The following is a 19,899-nucleotide window of genomic DNA, read 5'->3' as shown; positions in this document are numbered from 1 at the left end:
TACTTTTGAATCCTATTATTTTTAGGGGGGATTACCCCTGGATTGATTTGCCTAATCCATTTATCAAGTGTTGATTTACCAATACCTAAATGGTTCGCGATTTCAGCTAAAGAAAGATGAGCATTGGATAAAGCATAATCGACTGATTGTTGTTTAAACTCTGTACTGAATTTTTTGACCATGATGGGTTCTCCTATGATTTTTAGTTATATCATAGAGGTGACATTTGTCCATTTTTTTGGCGAGGATCACGGCCACACTTATACTTCAATTGGCTCAGATATTTCCAAAGCATTATCGACGTCAATGCCCAGATAAGGGAAGAGAAAAACTTGGCTCAAATCTAAACTGACAGATACCTCTTCAAAACGGGGCTGTGTCACATCAGATCTGAGCTAGTACATTTTATATTTAAGATCACTAGTCTAGCTATTAAAAATTCATTTTTTTTGGGTTAGACCAACTAACGACTCCGTAATTAGCGTAGTGAAATCTTTTGACCTAGATAAAACTCTATATTTTGATTTGTCATTTCCCGATAATTTAACTAAAATCTCTATCGCTTCAGCTAATATCCGTCTAAAGTCCTTGGTTGAATCAATTATCTGGTATAATTGATCTTGAATTTTTTTATTAGCTTCCATTTTTTTATATATTATCAGAGATAACTGATCCTTCATTAGTTTATATGATGAAAACTCTTTTTTCCTTAAATACGAATCAACTTTATTTGATATGGAAGCCGCTAAATAATATTTACTATAGTTGGAATCTTCCTTCTTGAATATTTTATCTCTGTTACTATTCAATAGCTCGCCATAATATCTATGCGTACTCTGTGGCTGGTATAAAATACACGCCACACTTGCACGAGTCAATTTCGATAGGTTTATTATTTGATGAGGTTTCTTTGTCTGATCGCTTTGATATTGCTTAGATCTCCTTTCATAGTAAATTGGAGATAATCTTTTGGTAGCATAAGCATTAAAGTAATTTTCCAACCCCTTGTGAAAGTCTGACAATGATTCAAATGCCTCATCTTTGACTTCAGTTTGTTTGTTTGTTGCTTTAATTATACTTTCAGATAGTTCGGATGACGTTGTTTCTATTACTTTAACTATAATATCTGTATTATTTTTTAGACTCTCTCTATTTTCCCAGATAACATGGCTAGTTTGGCATCCATTCACAATTTGAAAGTCGGTCAACACTATCCTTTGATTTATGATTTCAAGATGTTTTGCAATAATAGTTATCCCATTATTAAACATTGGCAAAGCCTCTTGCAATTCAGATGTTATTGTTTTTTTTATCCCCTCGTTTACAGAGTTACTACCTTGGAAGTCCCTGACATTATCTAGAAATAAATTTTTTAATATATTTCCCGTATCATTTGTGATTAACTTAATAAACTCATTTATAGGCACTGATAATATATGAGATTGCCTAACATCATTTATTTTGGGTAACGTCAAGCTAGCCCTAAAATCAATCTGTTTTTCAATCTTATTTTCCACTTCATTATGAATTGATTCTATCTTTTTTGAATCTATAAAATTTGTGCAAATATTACCTATGTTTAGCTCTTCCAAATCCTTTTGAATGGATTTAATACGCATTATTATTTCTTCTGGTTCTTGCCATTTTCCAGTTGTTACATAATTCAGTATAATTTCTGGTCTATGAAATTTAATTATATTTTTATAAATGTTATTTTTAATTTCATAATAATTCTTAAGATCTTCGTTTGTATATTGGGTTTCATTTTCGTAAAAAATTTTCACTCCAGATAAAAACTTTAAAATATCACCCAAGTCAAATTTTTCTGAATTTTTTATCTGATTAAATATAAATTTAACGTCTATTTTTTTGGGAGACCCGTATAGACTTTTTAGATCATCTTTATTATGAATACATATATCATCTACAATTATGCATAATCCATCTATTCCAAAATCATCACCACCACCAATACTACATCGTTCCAAATCAAAATCTTGCGGATAATATTGATTTATCAAGTAGTAATTACAAAACTTCTCAAAGTTTTCATTATCACTATAATCTTCAAATTGATTATTTCCTATAAAGTTCCTAAAATAACTGTCAAGCATTATATTCATAAATTTACTCCTAATATTAATACATATTTTTATTAAAATTTACATTGAACAAAGCACCTTACCCGATTTAGTATATCCATAAATCAAAAACATCCAAACTTTAAACAATACGACACACCTAATTTAGCTATAACATGATCCTCGCCAAAAAAGTGGACAAATGCCACCTCTATGATATAAATAAAAATCAGAGGAGAACATATAATGGTCAAAAAATTCAGTACCGAGTTCAAACAGCAATCGGTCGATTATGCGCTGTCTAACGCTCACCTTTCAATAACTGAGCTGGCCAACCATTTAGGTATAGGTAAATCGACCCTTGATAAGTGGATAAGGCTGCTAGCGCCAAATAAAACCAGTCGTCGAGAGCTCACCATTGAGCAGCAAAAAATTATCGCCCTAGAAAAAGAGGTAAAAGAGCTCAAAATCGCGAATGAAATCCTAAAAAAGGCGCATGTGTACTTCATCAACCATCCAAGTCGGTGAAGTACAAGTACATGAAGCAACACTTATCATCCTATTCAGTGCCGTTAATCTGTCGTCAGTTAAATATTAGCGTGTCAGGTTACTTATGCTTGGCTCAGACGTGAGCCCAAATCAAACGGACTAATTGATAACATCAAGACACTTTATTGGTGGCATAAAGCCCGTTTGTGCGCACCAAGCTTAGTGCACGATATCAAGGCTAAGGGCTATAATGTGTCAGAGAGAACGGTCAGTCGAGTATTACAAAAATTAGGCTTGCGGAGTAAGGCTACACGTAAATTTAACTATCGGGCTGCGCCAAAGCTATCTCATGATGTGGCGCCAAATACCTTAGACAGGCAGTTTGATCCTCGCCAAAATATTAGACAGTGCTTGCCTCTATAAATGTGTTATTTAGGTAGTACTGCTTTTCATATTGTTCTGGCGATATCCAACCATTAGTTGAATGGCGACGAACTCGATTATAATAGATTTCAATGTATTCAAATAGTGCTTTATTTGCATCCTCCCGTGTTTTGTAATCACAATCATGAATAATGTGCGTTTTTAACGTATGAAAAAAGCTTTCAGCAACCGCATTATCCCAACAATTTCCTGCTCTACTCATACTTTGGCTAAGTCCATGCCGCAACACTAATCGCTTAAAATCACCACTACAATATTGGCTTCCTCGGTCACTATGGAGTAACACGCCTTTTGGAAACTGGCGACGGAATAAGGCATTTTTGAGTGTGTTACACACTAAATGTCTATCAATACGGTGACTCGTTTGCCGACCAATTACTTTTCGCCCGAATAAATCAATAATCACACAGAGGTATAGCCAGCCTTCACCCGTTTTGATATACGTGATATCGGTCACCCAAACAAGATTGGGTTTATCCGGATTAAACTGCCTATCCAATGTATTGGGCGCCACATCATGAGATTGGTTTGGCGCTGCCCGATAGTGACATTTGCGTGCGGCTTTACTTCGTAAGCCTAATTTTTGTAATACTCGACTGACCGTTCTTTCTGATACATCATAGCCCTTATCCCTTATGTCGTGCACTAAGCTTGGGGCGCCCAGGCGGGCTTTGTGCCACCAATAAAGTGCTTTGATGTTATCAAATAGCGCGTTTGATTTTGGTTCTCGTCTGAGCCAAGCGTAATAACCTGACACACTAACATTTAACTGACGGCAAACTAACGGCATTGGATAGGATGCGAAATGTTGCTTCATATACTTGTACTTCACCGACTTGGATGGTTGATGAAGTACACATGCGCCTTTTTTAGAATTTCATTCGCCATTTTCAGTTCTTTGTTTTCTTTTTCTAGGGCGATAATTTTTTGCTGCTCAGCTGTTAACTCTCGTTTACTGGTTTTGTCTGGATTGATTTGCCTAATCCATTTATCTAGTGTTGATTTACCAATACCTAAATGGTTCGCGATTTCAACTAAAGAAAGATGAGCATTGGATAAAGCATAATCGACTGATTGTTGTTTAAACTCTGTACTGAATTTTTTGACCATGATGGGTTCTCCTATGATTTTTAGTTATATCATAGAGGTGACATTTGTCCATTTTTTTGGCGAGGATCAGTTTAATCCCGATAAACCTAATAACGTTTGGGTGACCGATATCACGTATATCAAAACCGGTGAAGGCTGGCTATACCTCTGTGTGATTATTGATTTATTCGGGCGAAAAGTGATTGGTCGGCAAACGAGTCACCGTATTGATAGGCATTTAGTCTGTAATACACTCAAAAATGCCTTATTCCGTCGCCAGTTTCCAAAAGGTGTTTTGCTCCATAGTGACAGAGGAAGTCAATATTGCAGTGCGGATTTTAAACGATTAATATTACTAAACGGACTTAAACAAAGCATGAGCCGAACCGGTAATTGCTGGGATAATGCGGTTGCAGAAAGTTTCTTTCATACCTTAAAAGCACATATTATTCATGATTGTTATTACAAAACACGGGAGCAGGCAAATAAAGCACTATTTGAATATATTGAAATCTATTATAATCGGGTTCGTCGCCATTCAGCTAATGGTTGGATATCGCCAGAACAATATGAAAATCAGTACTACTTAAATAACACATTTATAGAGGCGAGCACTGTCTAATATTTTGGCGAGGATCAAATTAATACAATTGCAAAATTCTACCCCTAGCTTCCATTAAAAATGGGAGGATTACCAAACTAATCAAGACGTTATTTCCTAATGTTCCTCATATTACACAGCAATATGCTAATAATAGCGCTGAAAACTCACATCAACCAACAAGACTTAGGGAGAGGAAAATGCGTAAATTCAAGTCATTAAAATAAGCACAATTATTCTTATCTAGCTTTGGAAATATATATGATCATTTCAATTGAGGAAGGTACTTATGTTCAGCCAAAACATTCCGCACTTTATCTGAACGTCGATTTAAAGAATGGGATCTTATTGTCCAAGTTACGTCTGAAATTCAAAATTAGAGGTTAAATGTCAAATTTATAGACGCCATAAAAAGTTAATTTGACAATACCGGATTATGTAATCATAGACCAAGCTATGATCAATATTATTGATTATATTGAACCCATTTATAATCAAAAAAGAAGACATTATAAACTTGGATTTATTTCATCGGCTAAATTTGAACAAAATTGATTAAAAACTGCCTAAGGGTGTCTTCATTTTTGTTGACCGTTATATGATGATTTATCCATCTAAATAATTGCATAAATGGTTAGCTAATGCTTTTGCTAATATTGGCGGCACTGCATTACCAATCTGTTGATATTGGGAATCTTTTAATCCACAAAATACAAAGCTATCTGGAAATGTTTGTAAACGGGCAGCTTCCCGAATGCTCAAAGCACGATCGTGAGTGGGGTGAATCCACATAGACTTTCGTACATTCACCACAGTTCCAGAAGGCTGATTATATTTTAACCTTAAGTAAATTGTATTTTGCGTCCTAGAACCATCTGAATATGTAGTCTTAAGTTCTGATGGTAAATGATGAAAGTTACAACCTTGCTGAATAACCTTGAATCGTTCCAGTGCCTCAGGGGTAGTGTTAGTAGACACATGGTTATATAGTATATCTGAATCTCGAAGTTGCTTTGCTAATTCGCTAATATTTTTTTTCACTTTAGGAAGTTTAAAGCCAGCATCACCTTCACTAACTGTAGTCGCAACATTAATATTTTCAATATCTTTGATGGCATCCTCAACTGTTCGAAAATTTGCTTCAGTAAAAGAACCAACAGGTAAGTTTATACTTTCAGATATTGTTTTCTTTACTCCCATAATGACAAAGCGTACTCGTTTTTGCGGAGCACCAAAATCTGCCGCTGACAAAATTCCTTTAGTAATACTGTAGCCAGTATTTTCTGCACCAAGAATCGATTCAATATAATCAACGACAGACATTGATGTAACTTTTGCCACTAACCCACATTTTGTACTATATTCAGAAACTACAATGTGATTATTATGAATCTCCATAGATTTAGAAAGCATTCTTTGTACCATAATAACTGGTTCAATTATATTACATAAATCTATTGCATCTGTTTGACTATTAGTAAAGTAATTCTTTATGGCATTACCAGCAAGATTGTTGTTGTGAATAATAGGATCATTAGTTTCACAATGTAAAGTAAGCTTTGTTGCAAGAGTAAGCAGATTCTTTTGATGTTTTTCTAGTGTGGCTTTTAACTTATCACTATTTTTACGTGTTTTATAGACAACGTTAAGAACGAAATAGTCTTTTTCATTCCATAAGTAGTCTGCAATTTTTGTCTTTTCGCGAGCGATCCCAACAGCTCCTTCAAACAAAAATGCTTCATTGAGAAGTTGGATTTCAGCTGGAGATGTTGCAATACCATATTGTGTGATTGTAGCTTGATCCTTGTCATCTAAATAGAAACGATGAACGTTAGATTGCAGCATACCAACATTTTCCATTAAAAAAGCTTTAGGATTCAAGTTAAGTACAGCTTGCACAAACTTTTTAACTAGGGAGTTATTCTGGCTAATTGCATGATTCTTTTGGCGATTGGCACTTGAAAATCCCTGGCATGGAGGACCTCCGATAACAACATCAACCGGTCCAATCTCTGTTTTTATCTTATTTGACAAAGCATCTTCCACATCATCATACATAAAGACTTTATCACCATGATTACGTTGATAGGTTTGCTTGGCACTTGGATTCAATTCAAAAGCAGCCTTAACAGAAAAATGCCCTGTTTGAAGAAACCCATAGCTAAGCCCACCAGCACCGGCGAACAAATCTACTAAACTATATTTCGAGTTTGGCTTAGCTCGCCTGCTCATCGTTTGAATCTCGTTTCATCTAAATTTTCCAACACCATAATTAGTTTTTCGTGCTGAGCAGATGCCAGCATTGTATTAAGTATCTGCTCGATAACCGATAGAACAACCATTTCATTCAGTTAAAATTATCTTTTTTTGCAGTAAATTGTAACATATTTTGCCATTGTTCTATCGGAATTTCAACGACTCTTGTCACTACTCTATATCTAAGATTATACGCTATTCAGCTTTAGCTTTAGCTTCATTGATAATGGTTTTCTTTCCATCCTGCCCAATCAAACAATTTATCATGTGGGGTGGCAACATATAGGATATATTCTGAACACTATGCCAACAACCTTCACGCTTACACCATTGAGTGACATTTTCCACATCACGTAACGGATCAGTTAATTTATCATAGACTTGTTCTGCTAAGTCTGCTAAAACTTTTTGAACAGAATTAGGTACAAGCTGTCGTATCCAAATGAACATTAAATCCAAATCTTGTTTCTCAAATTGTTCCTTTATCAATTTATGTAGAAGAGCGATAGTATATGTCACAATATTTGCACGGTACCCCTGTTGATACCATGACTGAGCAGGTATCATCGATTCGGTGTACTTAAATATCAGCACTAGAGCAACTGTTTCTTGAAAATATCTATCACCGAATAAAGTTGCATCACTTTGCTCATTCCACTTTTTACTCGTTTTATCGGCAAACTCTGTAAAGTTTGTCTGTGCCCCTCTACTCACAATATGAGGCAAACCTTCCCAAGAGTTTCTCACCTTGGCAAGGTCAGTTTTTGTGATTAATTGATTCTTTGGATTTTGCAATAGAAATTTTTTCTTCTCAGCGTTTGTTAAACGCATTTGTTTTTGAAGATATTGACCCCGTGCCCGCTCATAAAACCACTTAGTGTCAAATTGAGAACCTTCGATGGCCCTTGCATATAATCGTTGTGAGCATTGTTCCATTCGTACATGAAATGGGTGGGTTGAAAAGAAGTCTGCATCACTGACCTTATTTTGGCTGTTTGATGAACGGGATATATTTTGAATAAGCTCTGTCGCTTCCTCTTCAGGAATTTGTTCAATAACGGTGAGTTTCATCTGTACAAATATTGCACTGAGGTCGCATTTATCTTTATACCGTGCATTAGATAAAGAGGCTGTAGTTTGACCTCCATTAATTATTTGGAAGTCCTTCGCTGAAATAAGAATTTGTCCTTGTGGAGAGGGTTCGATTTGAACATTCATTGCAGTGGCTGATATACCATTATTATAAGCAAAAAATCTTTCAGAACAATTCAAAATAGTTGCACGAATTTTTTTATTCACAGCAACTTTGGTAGATAAAAAAGAACGAACATTCCCTTCTAAAAGCGAGCTACCATACCTATCATAAATATCAGCCAAAACGGCTCCCGGAATAATACAAAGATAACTTTTGAAATCTTTTGTTGCAGTTCCACTGGCTTCCAAGCATGGGATTCCATACACTGAATGCTCCTTGAAATCGATTTCTATAATGTGTCGTCCTGTATCCGAACCGCACACTCTAAATAGTCGTTCGATATTCCAAATCTGGCATTCAGAAGGAATGCCATCAACCTCATCAGATTCTAATTTAGTAATTGTTGTACTGATATTTGAAGTTGAAAAAATCAGGAATCGATATTTACGTATTTCTAGTCGCTTTTCCCGTAACAAATCTACCAGATCCGAACAAGGCCTACTCATTTCCAAACTACAATGAAGTGGTGTATTTTGCGCATCATCCACAAAATGAGAAAGACGATCTTGTAATTGTTTAGCCTGTGTTTTTGTAAGAACATATTCATTCTCTGAACCATCATAGTCTGCAATTATCAGACTCATTGTTTGATCAAACTCATCATACGCATAACCATCAACACGAAGTTTTCGGTTGCGTTTACCAGTTCCTTCATAATAAGAAGCGGTGAAATCTAAGAGATATTCAGCCTCTTGTAAATATCGCGCAAATGCAGAGACAAAAGATGCACAAGAGCCTTCACCTGTTACAGCCGCATCGGTTTTAATATCTTCCAAAAAATCTTTTCTAAACTCTTGGACATCCATTCACTTTATCCTTTTAACCAGCCTGTCAAGGAGGGCAAACTCAACTCATAACATAAGGAGATTATTTCAGTAGGCACTGAATGTGAGGTAAGACGCGGAAATGATGCGTCAACCCTATATCTTTGCATGGTCGAATAATGGTATTTCTGTTCAGAGTACTCCTGTAAATCCATATATCCATAGGCAGTAAGCTTATTTTGGAATAAATTTAACGCCTCTACATGAGAAAAAAGCTTGTTGCTAATCCTATAGACAACTTCATTTAGTGAGATTGCACCAATTCTATCAGGTGCTACTTTGTCAATGCGCATGATAACGAGTTCTCCAGAATCTTTACAATCAAGCTGTTCCAATGAAGAAATGGTTACACTTGCCGCTGAAGCACCTATACTCTTTACTTCATACCATCCATCAGAGTACATAAAATCTTGATCTGCTGCTTCTGCTCCCGACCAGCCTTGAACAGCATTCAATACAGAATCAACATTATCCATATGTTGCTCTAAAAATAGTAACTCACCCAAAAGACCTTTTTGTACACGTTCATCCATCAGTCCACTCTTTTGTAGTTCAAGTAGCCGACCCCATTGTCTGTAACGGTTTATCACCAAAATCAGCGCTTCTTTTTCATCTGCAGCCATACGAGAGTGCTCAATAATATCGTTACAAAGTATTGTAAAGACATCTTGTTGCTCATCTCGCAAAAGTTCAAATGTAAGAAGCCAACGGTTATCTGTTTCGCGGCGACGACGGCTTACAGCTATTGACTTAGAAGATTCACAAGCATCAATCTCAATGTTACAGACAACTAGTAGTGTTCTTTGACAGATAGACAGATAGCCAATGTGCCATTCAAGTGGATGCTGGATATCAATTTGCAAGAACCCACCATCCTTATAACTGATACTATCCCATTGCCGCTGAAGCACTTCAGGTGTTATTTTCATTCGTCCTCATCCTCATCGAAATCATAATAATTACGAAACTCAACAAGATTCACCATATAATTTGCTGTTCTCTCTTCGCCAATTGCAGGTATGCCGATTCCTAAGGCAAAAAGATAATTTGGTATTTGTACCCCTTCTTCAATTTGGCTACGAAGGTTCCCTTTGCTATCTGTTTTAACTTTATCAACAGCTACAACATGTAATATTAATATTGGATTTCGCTGGATGCTAAGATATGCTTTATCTGGAATATTTTTCACATCAGGTTTTATCATCCTGAAATTGTTCTCAGCAGTCTTTTTTTCTTCTTCAGTTAGGCCGATTTTTGCTGCACCACCGGCACCTACGCGTACTTTTGTACCGCTAATGCTAATCTGCCCGCTTATTGCCTTTACAGTACGTAATTCAGGATTTATTAGCAAAGCTTCTTCACCGCAATTAAGTTTATAGGGTTCTTTTTTTTCACCTTCTGCAATGAAAATATCCCAATCACTCATATTTACATCATCTCTGATAAAGTCAGCAAGCGCAGTGCCTTGAAAATTAAGTTGCCATGGGTGTGTCCTGAACTCACGAAGAAGTTGTTCTACTTCATCTTTACTAACACCACTCCAAAAGAAACGAGCATCTTTTCGTTGAACTCGCAAACCAATATAAGGTAACCGATTCACAAAATCCTTAAAAACTTCCTCATTTAAAGTTAAAGAGTTCGCATCGGTTTTTAGGCGGGGAGTTTCTAGCAATCGGCCTGATACAGTAATAGGACGCTTAACAAATGTGGCGGCCCGCATCTTATTTCTCGCAGTAACAATCAAGGAAGCAGGGTCTTGACGAACCTTTAAGCCAAAATCCATTGGTGTAAGGTTTGCGTTTTTCATCCTTACTATTTCTAGCTTCAACTCTTCTGCCGCGGCTGTTATGAATCCATACCAGTCAATCGCCTCTATACTAATCCAGATTTTGAATAAATCGTCATAGTCTGGGCGGTAACCAAACCATCTGCCCATTTGAAGTAATGTATCGTACATAAGAGAACGGCGATAAAAGTAACTGACACACAAACCTTCTAATGTTAATCCACGAGATAAGCTGTTTCCGCCGACAGCAATCACACGTAACCCATCGTCTTTGTGATTAAAGTAATTAAGGCTGGTTGCTCCACTTTGTTGATTGACCGCTCTTACATCAATAGGAGCAACTGCTTTGAATAAATATTGTGATAAAAACTGATGCCACTGCATCGGTCTATCTGACCTACCTGCTTTTTGGGCAAGCTCATGCTTTTCCCATACTGCTTTGAGATAGGCAATATTGGAAATCAGATTACTTTCAGGTTCGGATAAACCAGCATAGTTTTGTAAATCTGAACGAATCTGTATTACCCACTCTGTAGCTAAATCGCGGATTTGATTTTGAACATCAGTGAAACGGCTGACATGAATCATCATGGAACGATGTTCATGAACATCACCTCTGATATCGCGTATGCCATTGACCAGCAGAAAATATGCTATTGCCTCCTTCATACTGGGCGGCAACTCTATTACAACATGTCCCTTTCTATGAGTGAATGGGAAAAAAGCGTTCATTTCTATTGGGTAAATTGGTTCAAGAGCATTACTATATTTGGCAGGAGCTTCCTCATCTCCCCCAAAAATGCTTTCTGCTCCGATATAATCGGTCGGAGGAGAAAGTGCATAAATAAAATCGCGTGGAAATAAATCATCCCCAGCCATTTCATCTGCACTGTCTGGATCAATGAATATGTTGGCATAGGGTGTTGCTGTAATACCAAGATAAGAGGCTTGCCTAAAGAGCTTTAATAAATCGCGAATCGCTTTATTGATTGTCGTTGGGTCTTTTTCGGGGTCATTTGTGTTTACAGAAGCGTTATCGGCTTCATCATCAATAAGAAGAAGCGACTTATTGATTGCCCCCCTAGCATCAACATTATTGCTTTTTAGCCAGCGGATAAGATTATTGAGGATGCTTTTATTTTTTTTGATCACAAAAACAACTGTCGTATTCACACTTTGTAACGACAGGCTTAGTTGGCGCAAAATATTCTTATCAAAATCTTTTACAACAGAAGTGAAAGACTCTATTCTTTTTTCCTGCCCATACTTACCGACACCAACAGGAATATTTTCGATGTCACGTTTTGGGTCTAATAGATACTCACTCTTCCTTCCTGAGAACTCAGCATCAAGGCGCTCTTGTGTCTGCTGCCGCAAATTTTCCATCATACCAGCAAGAATAATGATGACATTGTAGCCAGTATCTGCTGCTTTGTTACATATGGCAGTGTAGTTGGCAGTTTTTCCTGACTGTACATCACCCAGTACCAGCCCTCTCCGCTGAAAAGACTCATCGCTTTTAGGATCACCAAGCAAGTCAACAATTTCATCAGATACGCGGTTAAGGCTACCGGTTACACGTGAATTCCACCCTTTAATTTCTTCAAGGTATGTCTTATATCGATTCCAGAAGAAAAAATCCAAATCGGCACGTCTTGCCGGAAGCCATGACTGATGTGGGCGTTTATTGTCCGTGATAGCGATGCCTAGATCCATTTGTACTACAACCTTTGCCAGAAGTTTTCGTCTGATTTCTGCAAACTCATCGTCGTTGACAGGGTATAGAGGTTGAAGCAACTGACGGATTTTTACTGCCATCTCTTCAAACTGAGCTTCGGTTGGTGGATAATCTGGGTATTCTTTATTAATGCCGGAAGAAATCATGCCTTCCAACTGTTCCATCTTAGTTGCTGTCATCCGAGCTTCCTCCACGGTAACGTTCTATAAGTTTTGGATAATTTACAAATGGGTCGGAAACTGCAAGTCTATCTAACAGTTTTCTTTTACCTGCAAGTGTTGATATTTGCTCAAGCAAACCATGTAATATGTCATCAATTTCCTGCATTGTTATTTCAGTATCATTTTCAATTTTCTTTTCAGAGGTTAAGTCCAAATACAACTGATTGAGTGGAATGCTCACTTCAATTGATTTCAGTAGATTCTCGATGCTACGCTTAATCTGTGGTGATGTTTCAGCAAATGTTTCAACTAATGGATGGTCGCGATTTATATTGTAGTAATGACCTCCATTCTTTCCTTTAAATCGTTGCCAAATATGTACAATAGAGTCATGAGTTTCACGTTTACCACGAAACTCCCATGTGCGCTTACTCTTGCTCGCCAAACGCTCAATAATGGATGCTAGATTGTTGCGTACTATCTCTGGTGGAGCAGCCGTAGATTTTTTAATATCAAGTGTCCAAAGATTGTCCAGTTCATTTGGTATATCAACTTGAACACGAACCAGTTTAGAAAGTTCGCCTTGTCGCATCATACGAAACCAAGTACCCCAAACCAGTAATCGTTTATTTCGATAAACATAAAAGCCTTGATTTTTTCTTAGGCCTTCCTTACCACCGAGTGCAATCACTTCATCATTGGATAAACTCGAAATATGAGGAAGAATATATGGGCGGATAACAACTCTTGATTCTTCGATATATATAGACTCATCTGACATCACTTGTGTATTTTTCTGTAATAGGAAGGGATCAGATGGCTTAATGAGGATATTATTCATCCTCATCAGCGTCTTTTTCAGACCTGGTTCACCACTAATATAGCGGTGAAAAACTAAGGAAAGATGAATTCGCATTTCATCCATCTTTTTGCCCATTGAACGTTCAAAGTTGAGCTCTCCGACTTTGAGTTTATCAAGGTTTTGCCATACGACAAGCGTACCAGATTCAAGTGCTTTTAGACTGTCAATACGAGGAATTTGATTGATTTCATCTTCCGACTCAAGAATTAACAACGACCAATTTCCAGCATTAATAACATGGTCAATATCCCAGCGCCTTGCTTCAATACGTTCGTGCTGTTTGCTGACTACAGTTAATGTTCTACATTGAGAAAGTGATGCTGTCTTCAAGCCAAGCCCGAAACGTCCTAGGTCATTCTCAGACCGTTTCTCATTCGGGCTTTGGCTACCATAGCGCATAGCAGTATTAAGCTCTTCTCCTGTCATGCCACAACCATCATCCAAAATGGCAATATATGAATCATCAATCGGAAAGAAGAAAATGTCAACACACGAAGCAAGTGCCGAAATACTGTTATCAACGATATCTGCAATTGCTGCTTCTAATGTATAACCAATAGCGCGAATTGATTCGATCAGTGTTGGGGCATACGGAGGCAACACAATACTCTTCATGTAAATTTGTCCCCATCATATTTAATTTAATAATGGAATAATTATTTAAATATACATTATAAATGTTATAACTGAAATAGATGCGCTACACATAATTATTCTGAATAAGAATTTCTGACATATTCCCCAAAATAAATACCATTACTAAAATAAGATTTCCAGTGAAATTAATCAAATGAGGAGATCTCATTATGAAAAAACGATTCAACGAATAATGAATCATTAAAGTGATTAAGCACCATGAAAGTGATGCTAAGGTTGACAGCCTATGTCGAGAATTACAAAATAACAAATTGAAAAACTTGTAACGGTATACTTTTGTTGGAGATATTCTTAGTGGTATGATAAACCACCAACTAAGGATATTATCTCGTGACAAGACAACTAATACCCATCGAGGGAGAAGCTAAAATAGTTAGCCAATAAATAATTTTTAACACTCAAAACTTAGGTTTGACTTTGATTAAAAATAATATTATTTTACTAGAAGCGAGTCCTATATTTGAACGTCCACCAAAACGTCCACCAATATTTTATAAGAATTGTTTAAGATGAAAATATATCATATAATCAATAATATAGAGTTAAGGTCGGCGAAGCCTAATTTTTCTGCGCTTCCGCCATCTTCAACAAAATCAATATAAGAATCAATGAAATAAAAAAATTAAAATAATCAGTATACCATTCGGTGTGCCATTAATTTTTAAATTTAGTTTGATTTGATATTTATTACACACTATTCTTTTGTGCATTATATTTTCTTACCAGTTTAGATCTAAACATCAATAAGGCTTATTGTTGGTATCAAAATCAAAACTTCAGAATTGTTCTTTGATAATACGCTAATTCTGCTAATGTAACGGTACACTTTCATTAATATAGGCTTTATTGGTTTTACGATTAAAAACAATCGGGCTATCTTTGGGTGAGAAGTAGGAGCTAAAAAGCTCAGGGATAATAAAACAATAATTAGCAATAAAAAAAAGTATGTTCATGATTATAGCCAGTATAAAAGTATCATTACCAATTCTTAAATAAGAGTTATAGTCCAAGTATAAAAAATATTTATAAATAAATGAATGAGATGTCCCTACAATAAAAAATAAACAAAGTATTAAGGCTAATGAAAATAAAATACCATGTTTTAATCTAGAATTACTATTTAATCGAGCAATCATACAAAATGTGTTATTAGTATAAATCAGCTCTTTATCAAGCTCAGAGCGGTAACAAGTCCCTTTATCCAAATCAGCAAACCAGCCAAATAACTGGGGTTGGTATTTTGATGACATAACTAAGCTGCCCTATCCATTGTTATTCCTTAATACCATGCTGTTGTTTGATTTGCGCAAGCTCCTCGAGTGAACGGGCATTAAATGCCTCTAGCATCCACTGTGGCCAACCATAAACGGTTAAGTCCGCATCGGCTGTCTGTTGTTCGTAATAAGCTAAGTTAAGTAGTTTCCCTTCACCGTGTTCATCATACAGGTCATAATTCACCAGATAATTATTAATCCAACCCCAACGAGATAAATTTAATAGCCCCGAGCGACCATGGTCTAAAATAATATGCCGTTCAACCTCATAAGTCCCTGGCTTGCAGGCCATTAACATAATGGTATTTTTTGACACTTTTGAATAGTTTGAAATCGCAACACCATGTAAATCAGCCCAGTCGTACTCTTTAATAGTCTTTTTACGCGGATGTAGTAAATACTTAGGATGAAATCTAGGCTTAAAGCTAAAAAATTCACTTTCGTTAATATAGACTTTATTGGTTTTACGATTAAAAACAATCGGGCTATCTTTGGGTGAGAAAAAAGCTCTAAATAGTTCGGGGATAACAAAGCAGTAATCGGCAACAATACAAAGTATTAATACTATTATGGATAAAAATGATAATTCTATAAAATCAGATGGGATATCTGAATAAGAAAAAAATAAAGGTAATGTAAAGGAGAATAACATAATATAAAAAAGAGGTATGCTTAATATAAAAGCTAAGGAAAATAAAATGCCAGAAAATAATCTATTCTCGACAGATAAGCGCCCAATCATACAAAAAGTATTATTTGTATAAATCAGTTCTTTATCAAGCTCAGAGCGATAACAAGCCCCTTTATCCAAATCAGCAAACCAGCCAAATAACTGGGGTTGGTATTTTGATGACATAACTAAGCTACCCTATCCATTGTTATTCCTTAATACCATATTTTTGTTTGATTTGCGCAAGCTCCTCGAGTGAACGGGCATTAAATGCCTCTAGCATCCACAGCGGCCAGTCATAAACGGTTAAGTCAGCATCGGCTGTCTGTTGTTCGTAATAAGCTAAGTTAAGTAATGTCCCTTCGCCGTGTTCATCATACAGGTCATAATCCACCAGATAATTATTAATCCAACCCCAACGAGATAAATTTAATAATCCCGACCTCCCAAGATCTAAAATAATATGCCGTTCAACCTCATAAGTCCCTGGCTTGCAGGCCATTAACATAATGGTATTTTTTGATACTTTGGAATAGTTTGAAATCGCAACACCATGTAAATCAGCCCAGTCGTACTCTTTAATAGTCTTTTTACGCGGATGTAGTAAATACTTAGGATGGAATCTAGGCTTAAAGCTAAAAAATTCACTTTCATTAATATAGACTTTATTGGTTTTACGATTAAAAACAATCGGGCTATCTTTAGGGGAAAAAAAAGTTTTAAAGAGTTCAGGGATCACAAAGCAGTAATTAGCAATGACGCAAATTAATCCCCCACCAATAAATACAAAACATATTTTAAAAAAAAATGACGGCATTTTTGTATAAGAAAATATCAAAGGATAAATAAAATCAGTTATAGACATATAAATAATTGGAATGGTTAATATAAAAGCTAAGGAAAATAAAATGCCAGAAAATAATCTATTCTCGACAGATAAGCGCCCAATCATACAAAAAGTATTATTTGTATAAATCAGTTCTTTATCAAGCTCAGAGCGATAACAAGTCCCTTTATCCAAATCAGCAAACCAGCCAAATAACTGGGGTTGGTATTTTGATGACATAACTAAGCTGCCCTATCCATTGTTATTCCTTAATACCATGCTGTTGTTTGATTTGCGCAAGCTCCTCGAGTGAACGGGCATTAAATGCCTCTAGCATCCACTGTGGCCAACCATAAACGGTTAAGTCCGCATCGGCTGTCTGTTGTTCGTAATAAGCTAAGTTAAGTAGTTTCCCTTCACCGTGTTCATCATACAGGTCATAATTCACCAGATAATTATTAATCCAACCCCAACGAGATAAATTTAATAGCCCCGAGCGACCATGGTCTAAAATAATATGCCGTTCAACCTCATAAGTCCCTGGCTTGCAGGCCATTAACATAATGGTATTTTTTGACACTTTTGAATAGTTTGAAATCGCAACACCATGTAAATCAGCCCAGTCGTACTCTTTAATAGTCTTTTTACGCGGATGTAGTAAATACTTAGGATGAAATCTAGGCTTAAAGCTAAAAAATTCACTTTCGTTAATATAGACTTTATTGGTTTTACGATTAAAAACAATCGGGCTATCTTTCGGGGAAAAAAAAGCTCTAAATAGTTCGGGGAGAATAAGGCAATAACATAAAAAGATAGAAATTATATTCATAAGGATTGCTATTAGAAAAATATCATTCCCAATTCTTAAATAAGAACTATAGTTAAAATATAAAAAATATTTATAAATAAAAGAATGGAAAGAACCAATAATTAAAAATACACACAGAACAAAAACTAGTGAAAATAAAATATTATGTTGTAATCTCTCATTTTGCCTAAATCGCCCAATCATACAAAAAGTATTATTAGTATAAATCAGTTCTTCATCAAGCTCAGAGCGGTAACAAGCCCCTTTATCCAAATCAGCAAACCAGCCAAATAACTGGGGTTGGTATTTTGATGACATAACTAAGCTACCCTATCCATTGTTATTCCTTAATACCATGCTTTTGTTTGATTTGCGTAAGTTCATCAAGTGAATTGGCATTAAATGCCTCTAGCATCCACTGTGGCCAACTATAAACGGTTAAGTCCGCATCGGCTGTCTGTTGTTCGTAATAAGCTAAGTTAACTAATTTCCCTTCACCGTGTTCATCATACAGGTCATAATCCACCAGATAATTATTAATCCATCCCCAACGAGATAAATTTAATAACCCCGAGCGACCATGGTCTAAAATAATATGCCGTTCAACCTCATAAGTCCCTGGCTTGCAGGCCATTAACATAATGGTATTTTTTGATACTTTTGAATAGTTTGAAATCGCAACACCATGTAAATCAGCCCAGTCGAACTCTTTAATAGTCTTTTTACGCGGATGTAGCAAATACTTAGGATGGAATCTAGGCTTAAAGCTAAAAAATTCACTTTCGTTAATATAGACTTTATTGGTTTTACGATTAAAAACAATCGGACTATCTTTCGGGGAAAAAAAAACTCTAAATAGTTCTGGGATGAATAAACTATAACTCGAAATAATAATAATGATATCAATAAAAATAAATAACATAAAAATTTTCATATCTGTATTGAAAAATGATGATGAAATTTTAGGTAAAATAAAACAAAATAATGAAAAAAAGAAAACAAACATAATTAGAATAAAAATCATTGAAAATAATGTACCATACGATAACCGCTCACTATTTGATAAGCGCTTAATCATACAAAATGTGTTATTAGTATAAATCAGTTCTTCATCTAGTTCAGAGCGGTAACAAGCCCCTTTATCCAAATCAGCAAACCAGCCAAATAACTGGGGTTGGTATTTTGATGACATAACTAAGCTGCCCTATCCATTGTTATTCCTTAATACCATGCTGTTGTTTTATTTGCGTAAGCTCCTCGAGTGAATTGGCATTAAATGCCTCTAGCATCCACTGCGGCCAGCCATAAACGGTTAAGTCCGCATCGGCTGTCTGTTGTTCGTAATAAGCTAAGTTAACTAATTTCCCTTCACCGTGTTCATCATACAGGTCATAATCCACCAGATAATTATTAATCCAACCCCAACGAGATAAATTTAATAACCCCGAGCGACCATGGTCTAAAATAATATGCCGTTCAACCTCATAAGTCCCTGGCTTGCAGACCATTAACATAATGGTATTTTTTGACACTTTGGAATAGTTTGAAATCGCAACACCATGTAAATCAGCCCAGTCGTACTCTTTAATAGTCTTTTTACGCGGATGTAGTAAATACTTAGGATGGAATCTAGGCTTAAAGCTAAAAAATTCACTTTCGTTAATATAGACTTTATTTGTTTTACGATTAAAAACAATCGGGCTATCTTTAGGGGAAAAAAAAGTTCTAAATAGTTCTGGGAGTAATAAACAATAGATTAATAGAAATACAATAATGCAAGCTATTATATATAAAAAAATCTCAGTGTTATCCATAAATGATTTTTGAATAACATAAAATATAAGATCAATAAGACCAAGAAGACCAAGAAGACCAAGAATAGAAGCAATCGAAATTAGAAGACCATATAAAATTCTTTCTTCAAATCCTAATCGCCTTATCATACAAAATGTGTTATTTGTATAAATCAGTTCTTCATCAAGCTCAGAGCGGTAACAAGCCCCTTTATCCAAATCAGCAAACCAGCCAAATAACTGGGGTTGGTATTTTGATGGCATTTAATCTCTCCTTATTATTGG

At 35.9% G+C, this 19,899-nt stretch carries 16 protein-coding genes and 2 pseudogenes; 3 read left to right on the top strand and 15 right to left on the bottom strand.

Going from position 1 to position 19,899, the window contains the following annotated elements:
- Positions 1–38: 38 nt before the first annotated feature.
- From RHO12_11785 to RHO12_11775, 3 genes and pseudogenes are all read right to left on the bottom strand, one after another.
- A pseudogene (locus RHO12_11785) lies at positions 39–182 on the bottom strand (transposase).
- 78 nt (positions 183–260) lie between these two features.
- Complete coding sequence (locus tag RHO12_11780; GenBank protein WVD66032.1) at positions 261–383, bottom strand: hypothetical protein; 123 nt, start codon at positions 381–383, stop codon at positions 261–263.
- Positions 384–440: 57 nt separating this feature from the next.
- Positions 441–2,123 (bottom strand): AIPR family protein, encoded by a 1,683-nt coding sequence (locus RHO12_11775; GenBank protein WVD66031.1) that lies wholly within the window; start codon positions 2,121–2,123, stop codon positions 441–443.
- A 204-nt stretch (positions 2,124–2,327) separates the two neighbouring features.
- On the opposite strand from RHO12_11775, the gene RHO12_11770 reads away from it, so the two are divergent.
- Positions 2,328–2,609, top strand: a complete 282-nt coding sequence (locus RHO12_11770) for a transposase (GenBank protein WVD66030.1) — start codon at positions 2,328–2,330, stop codon at positions 2,607–2,609.
- A 213-nt stretch (positions 2,610–2,822) separates the two neighbouring features.
- Entirely contained in the window at positions 2,823–2,993 is a 171-nt protein-coding gene (locus RHO12_11765; protein ID WVD66029.1) for a hypothetical protein, read from the top strand.
- Here RHO12_11765 and RHO12_11760 read toward each other — a convergent pair.
- Positions 2,971–4,124 (bottom strand): IS3 family transposase gene (locus RHO12_11760; GenBank protein WVD66028.1). Its coding sequence is split into 2 segments (ribosomal slippage): positions 2,971–3,878 and positions 3,878–4,124, totalling 1,155 coding nucleotides; the frame shifts between segments, so codons are not numbered across the junction. The genes RHO12_11765 and RHO12_11760 overlap by 23 nt on opposite strands.
- 82 nt (positions 4,125–4,206) lie before the next feature.
- On the opposite strand from RHO12_11760, the pseudogene RHO12_11755 reads away from it, so the two are divergent.
- Positions 4,207–4,725, top strand: a pseudogene (locus RHO12_11755) (IS3 family transposase).
- 585 nt (positions 4,726–5,310) lie between these two features.
- Here RHO12_11755 and RHO12_11750 read toward each other — a convergent pair.
- From RHO12_11750 to RHO12_11700, 11 genes are all read right to left on the bottom strand, one after another.
- Positions 5,311–6,936, bottom strand: a complete 1,626-nt coding sequence (locus RHO12_11750) for a DNA cytosine methyltransferase (GenBank protein ID WVD66027.1) — start codon at positions 6,934–6,936, stop codon at positions 5,311–5,313.
- A gap of 219 nt (positions 6,937–7,155) precedes the next feature.
- On the bottom strand, positions 7,156–9,021 hold the full coding sequence (locus RHO12_11745) for an AIPR family protein (GenBank protein WVD66026.1): 1,866 nt from the start codon (positions 9,019–9,021) through the stop codon (positions 7,156–7,158).
- Positions 9,022–9,026: 5 nt separating this feature from the next.
- Positions 9,027–9,968: a PD-(D/E)XK motif protein gene (locus RHO12_11740; protein WVD66025.1), complete on the bottom strand. Its 942-nt coding sequence runs from the start codon at positions 9,966–9,968 to the stop codon at positions 9,027–9,029.
- The gene (locus RHO12_11735) at positions 9,965–12,742 is read right to left on the bottom strand and encodes a Z1 domain-containing protein (GenBank protein ID WVD66024.1); all 2,778 of its coding nucleotides are present in this window, start codon (positions 12,740–12,742) and stop codon (positions 9,965–9,967) included. The genes RHO12_11740 and RHO12_11735 overlap by 4 nt, the downstream gene beginning before the upstream one ends.
- Complete coding sequence (locus RHO12_11730; GenBank protein WVD66023.1) at positions 12,729–14,201, bottom strand: ATP-binding protein; 1,473 nt, start codon at positions 14,199–14,201, stop codon at positions 12,729–12,731. Before RHO12_11730 ends, RHO12_11735 begins: the two co-directional genes overlap by 14 nt.
- An 851-nt stretch (positions 14,202–15,052) precedes the next feature.
- Positions 15,053–15,493 carry a hypothetical protein gene (locus RHO12_11725; protein WVD66022.1) on the bottom strand — a complete coding sequence of 147 codons (441 nt, stop codon included), beginning with the start codon at positions 15,491–15,493 and terminating at the stop codon, positions 15,053–15,055.
- 22 nt (positions 15,494–15,515) lie between these two features.
- Positions 15,516–16,373 (bottom strand): hypothetical protein, encoded by an 858-nt coding sequence (locus RHO12_11720; GenBank protein WVD66021.1) that lies wholly within the window; start codon positions 16,371–16,373, stop codon positions 15,516–15,518.
- A 22-nt stretch (positions 16,374–16,395) separates the two neighbouring features.
- The gene (locus RHO12_11715; protein ID WVD66020.1) at positions 16,396–17,253 is read right to left on the bottom strand and encodes a hypothetical protein; all 858 of its coding nucleotides are present in this window, start codon (positions 17,251–17,253) and stop codon (positions 16,396–16,398) included.
- Between the two features lie 22 nt (positions 17,254–17,275).
- The gene (locus RHO12_11710) at positions 17,276–18,139 is read right to left on the bottom strand and encodes a hypothetical protein (GenBank protein WVD66019.1); all 864 of its coding nucleotides are present in this window, start codon (positions 18,137–18,139) and stop codon (positions 17,276–17,278) included.
- A 22-nt stretch (positions 18,140–18,161) separates the two neighbouring features.
- Positions 18,162–19,013 carry a hypothetical protein gene (locus RHO12_11705; GenBank protein ID WVD66018.1) on the bottom strand — a complete coding sequence of 284 codons (852 nt, stop codon included), beginning with the start codon at positions 19,011–19,013 and terminating at the stop codon, positions 18,162–18,164.
- Positions 19,014–19,035: 22 nt separating this feature from the next.
- Positions 19,036–19,878 (bottom strand): hypothetical protein, encoded by an 843-nt coding sequence (locus RHO12_11700; protein WVD66017.1) that lies wholly within the window; start codon positions 19,876–19,878, stop codon positions 19,036–19,038.
- Between the last annotated feature and the right edge of the window lie 21 nt (positions 19,879–19,899).

Source organism: Orbaceae bacterium lpD02 (assembly GCA_036251875.1).
GTDB lineage: Bacteria > Pseudomonadota > Gammaproteobacteria > Enterobacterales > Orbaceae > Orbus > Orbus sturtevantii.
The sequence above is the reverse complement of the archived record's forward strand: the minus strand, read 5'-3'. Positions and strand labels throughout refer to the sequence as shown.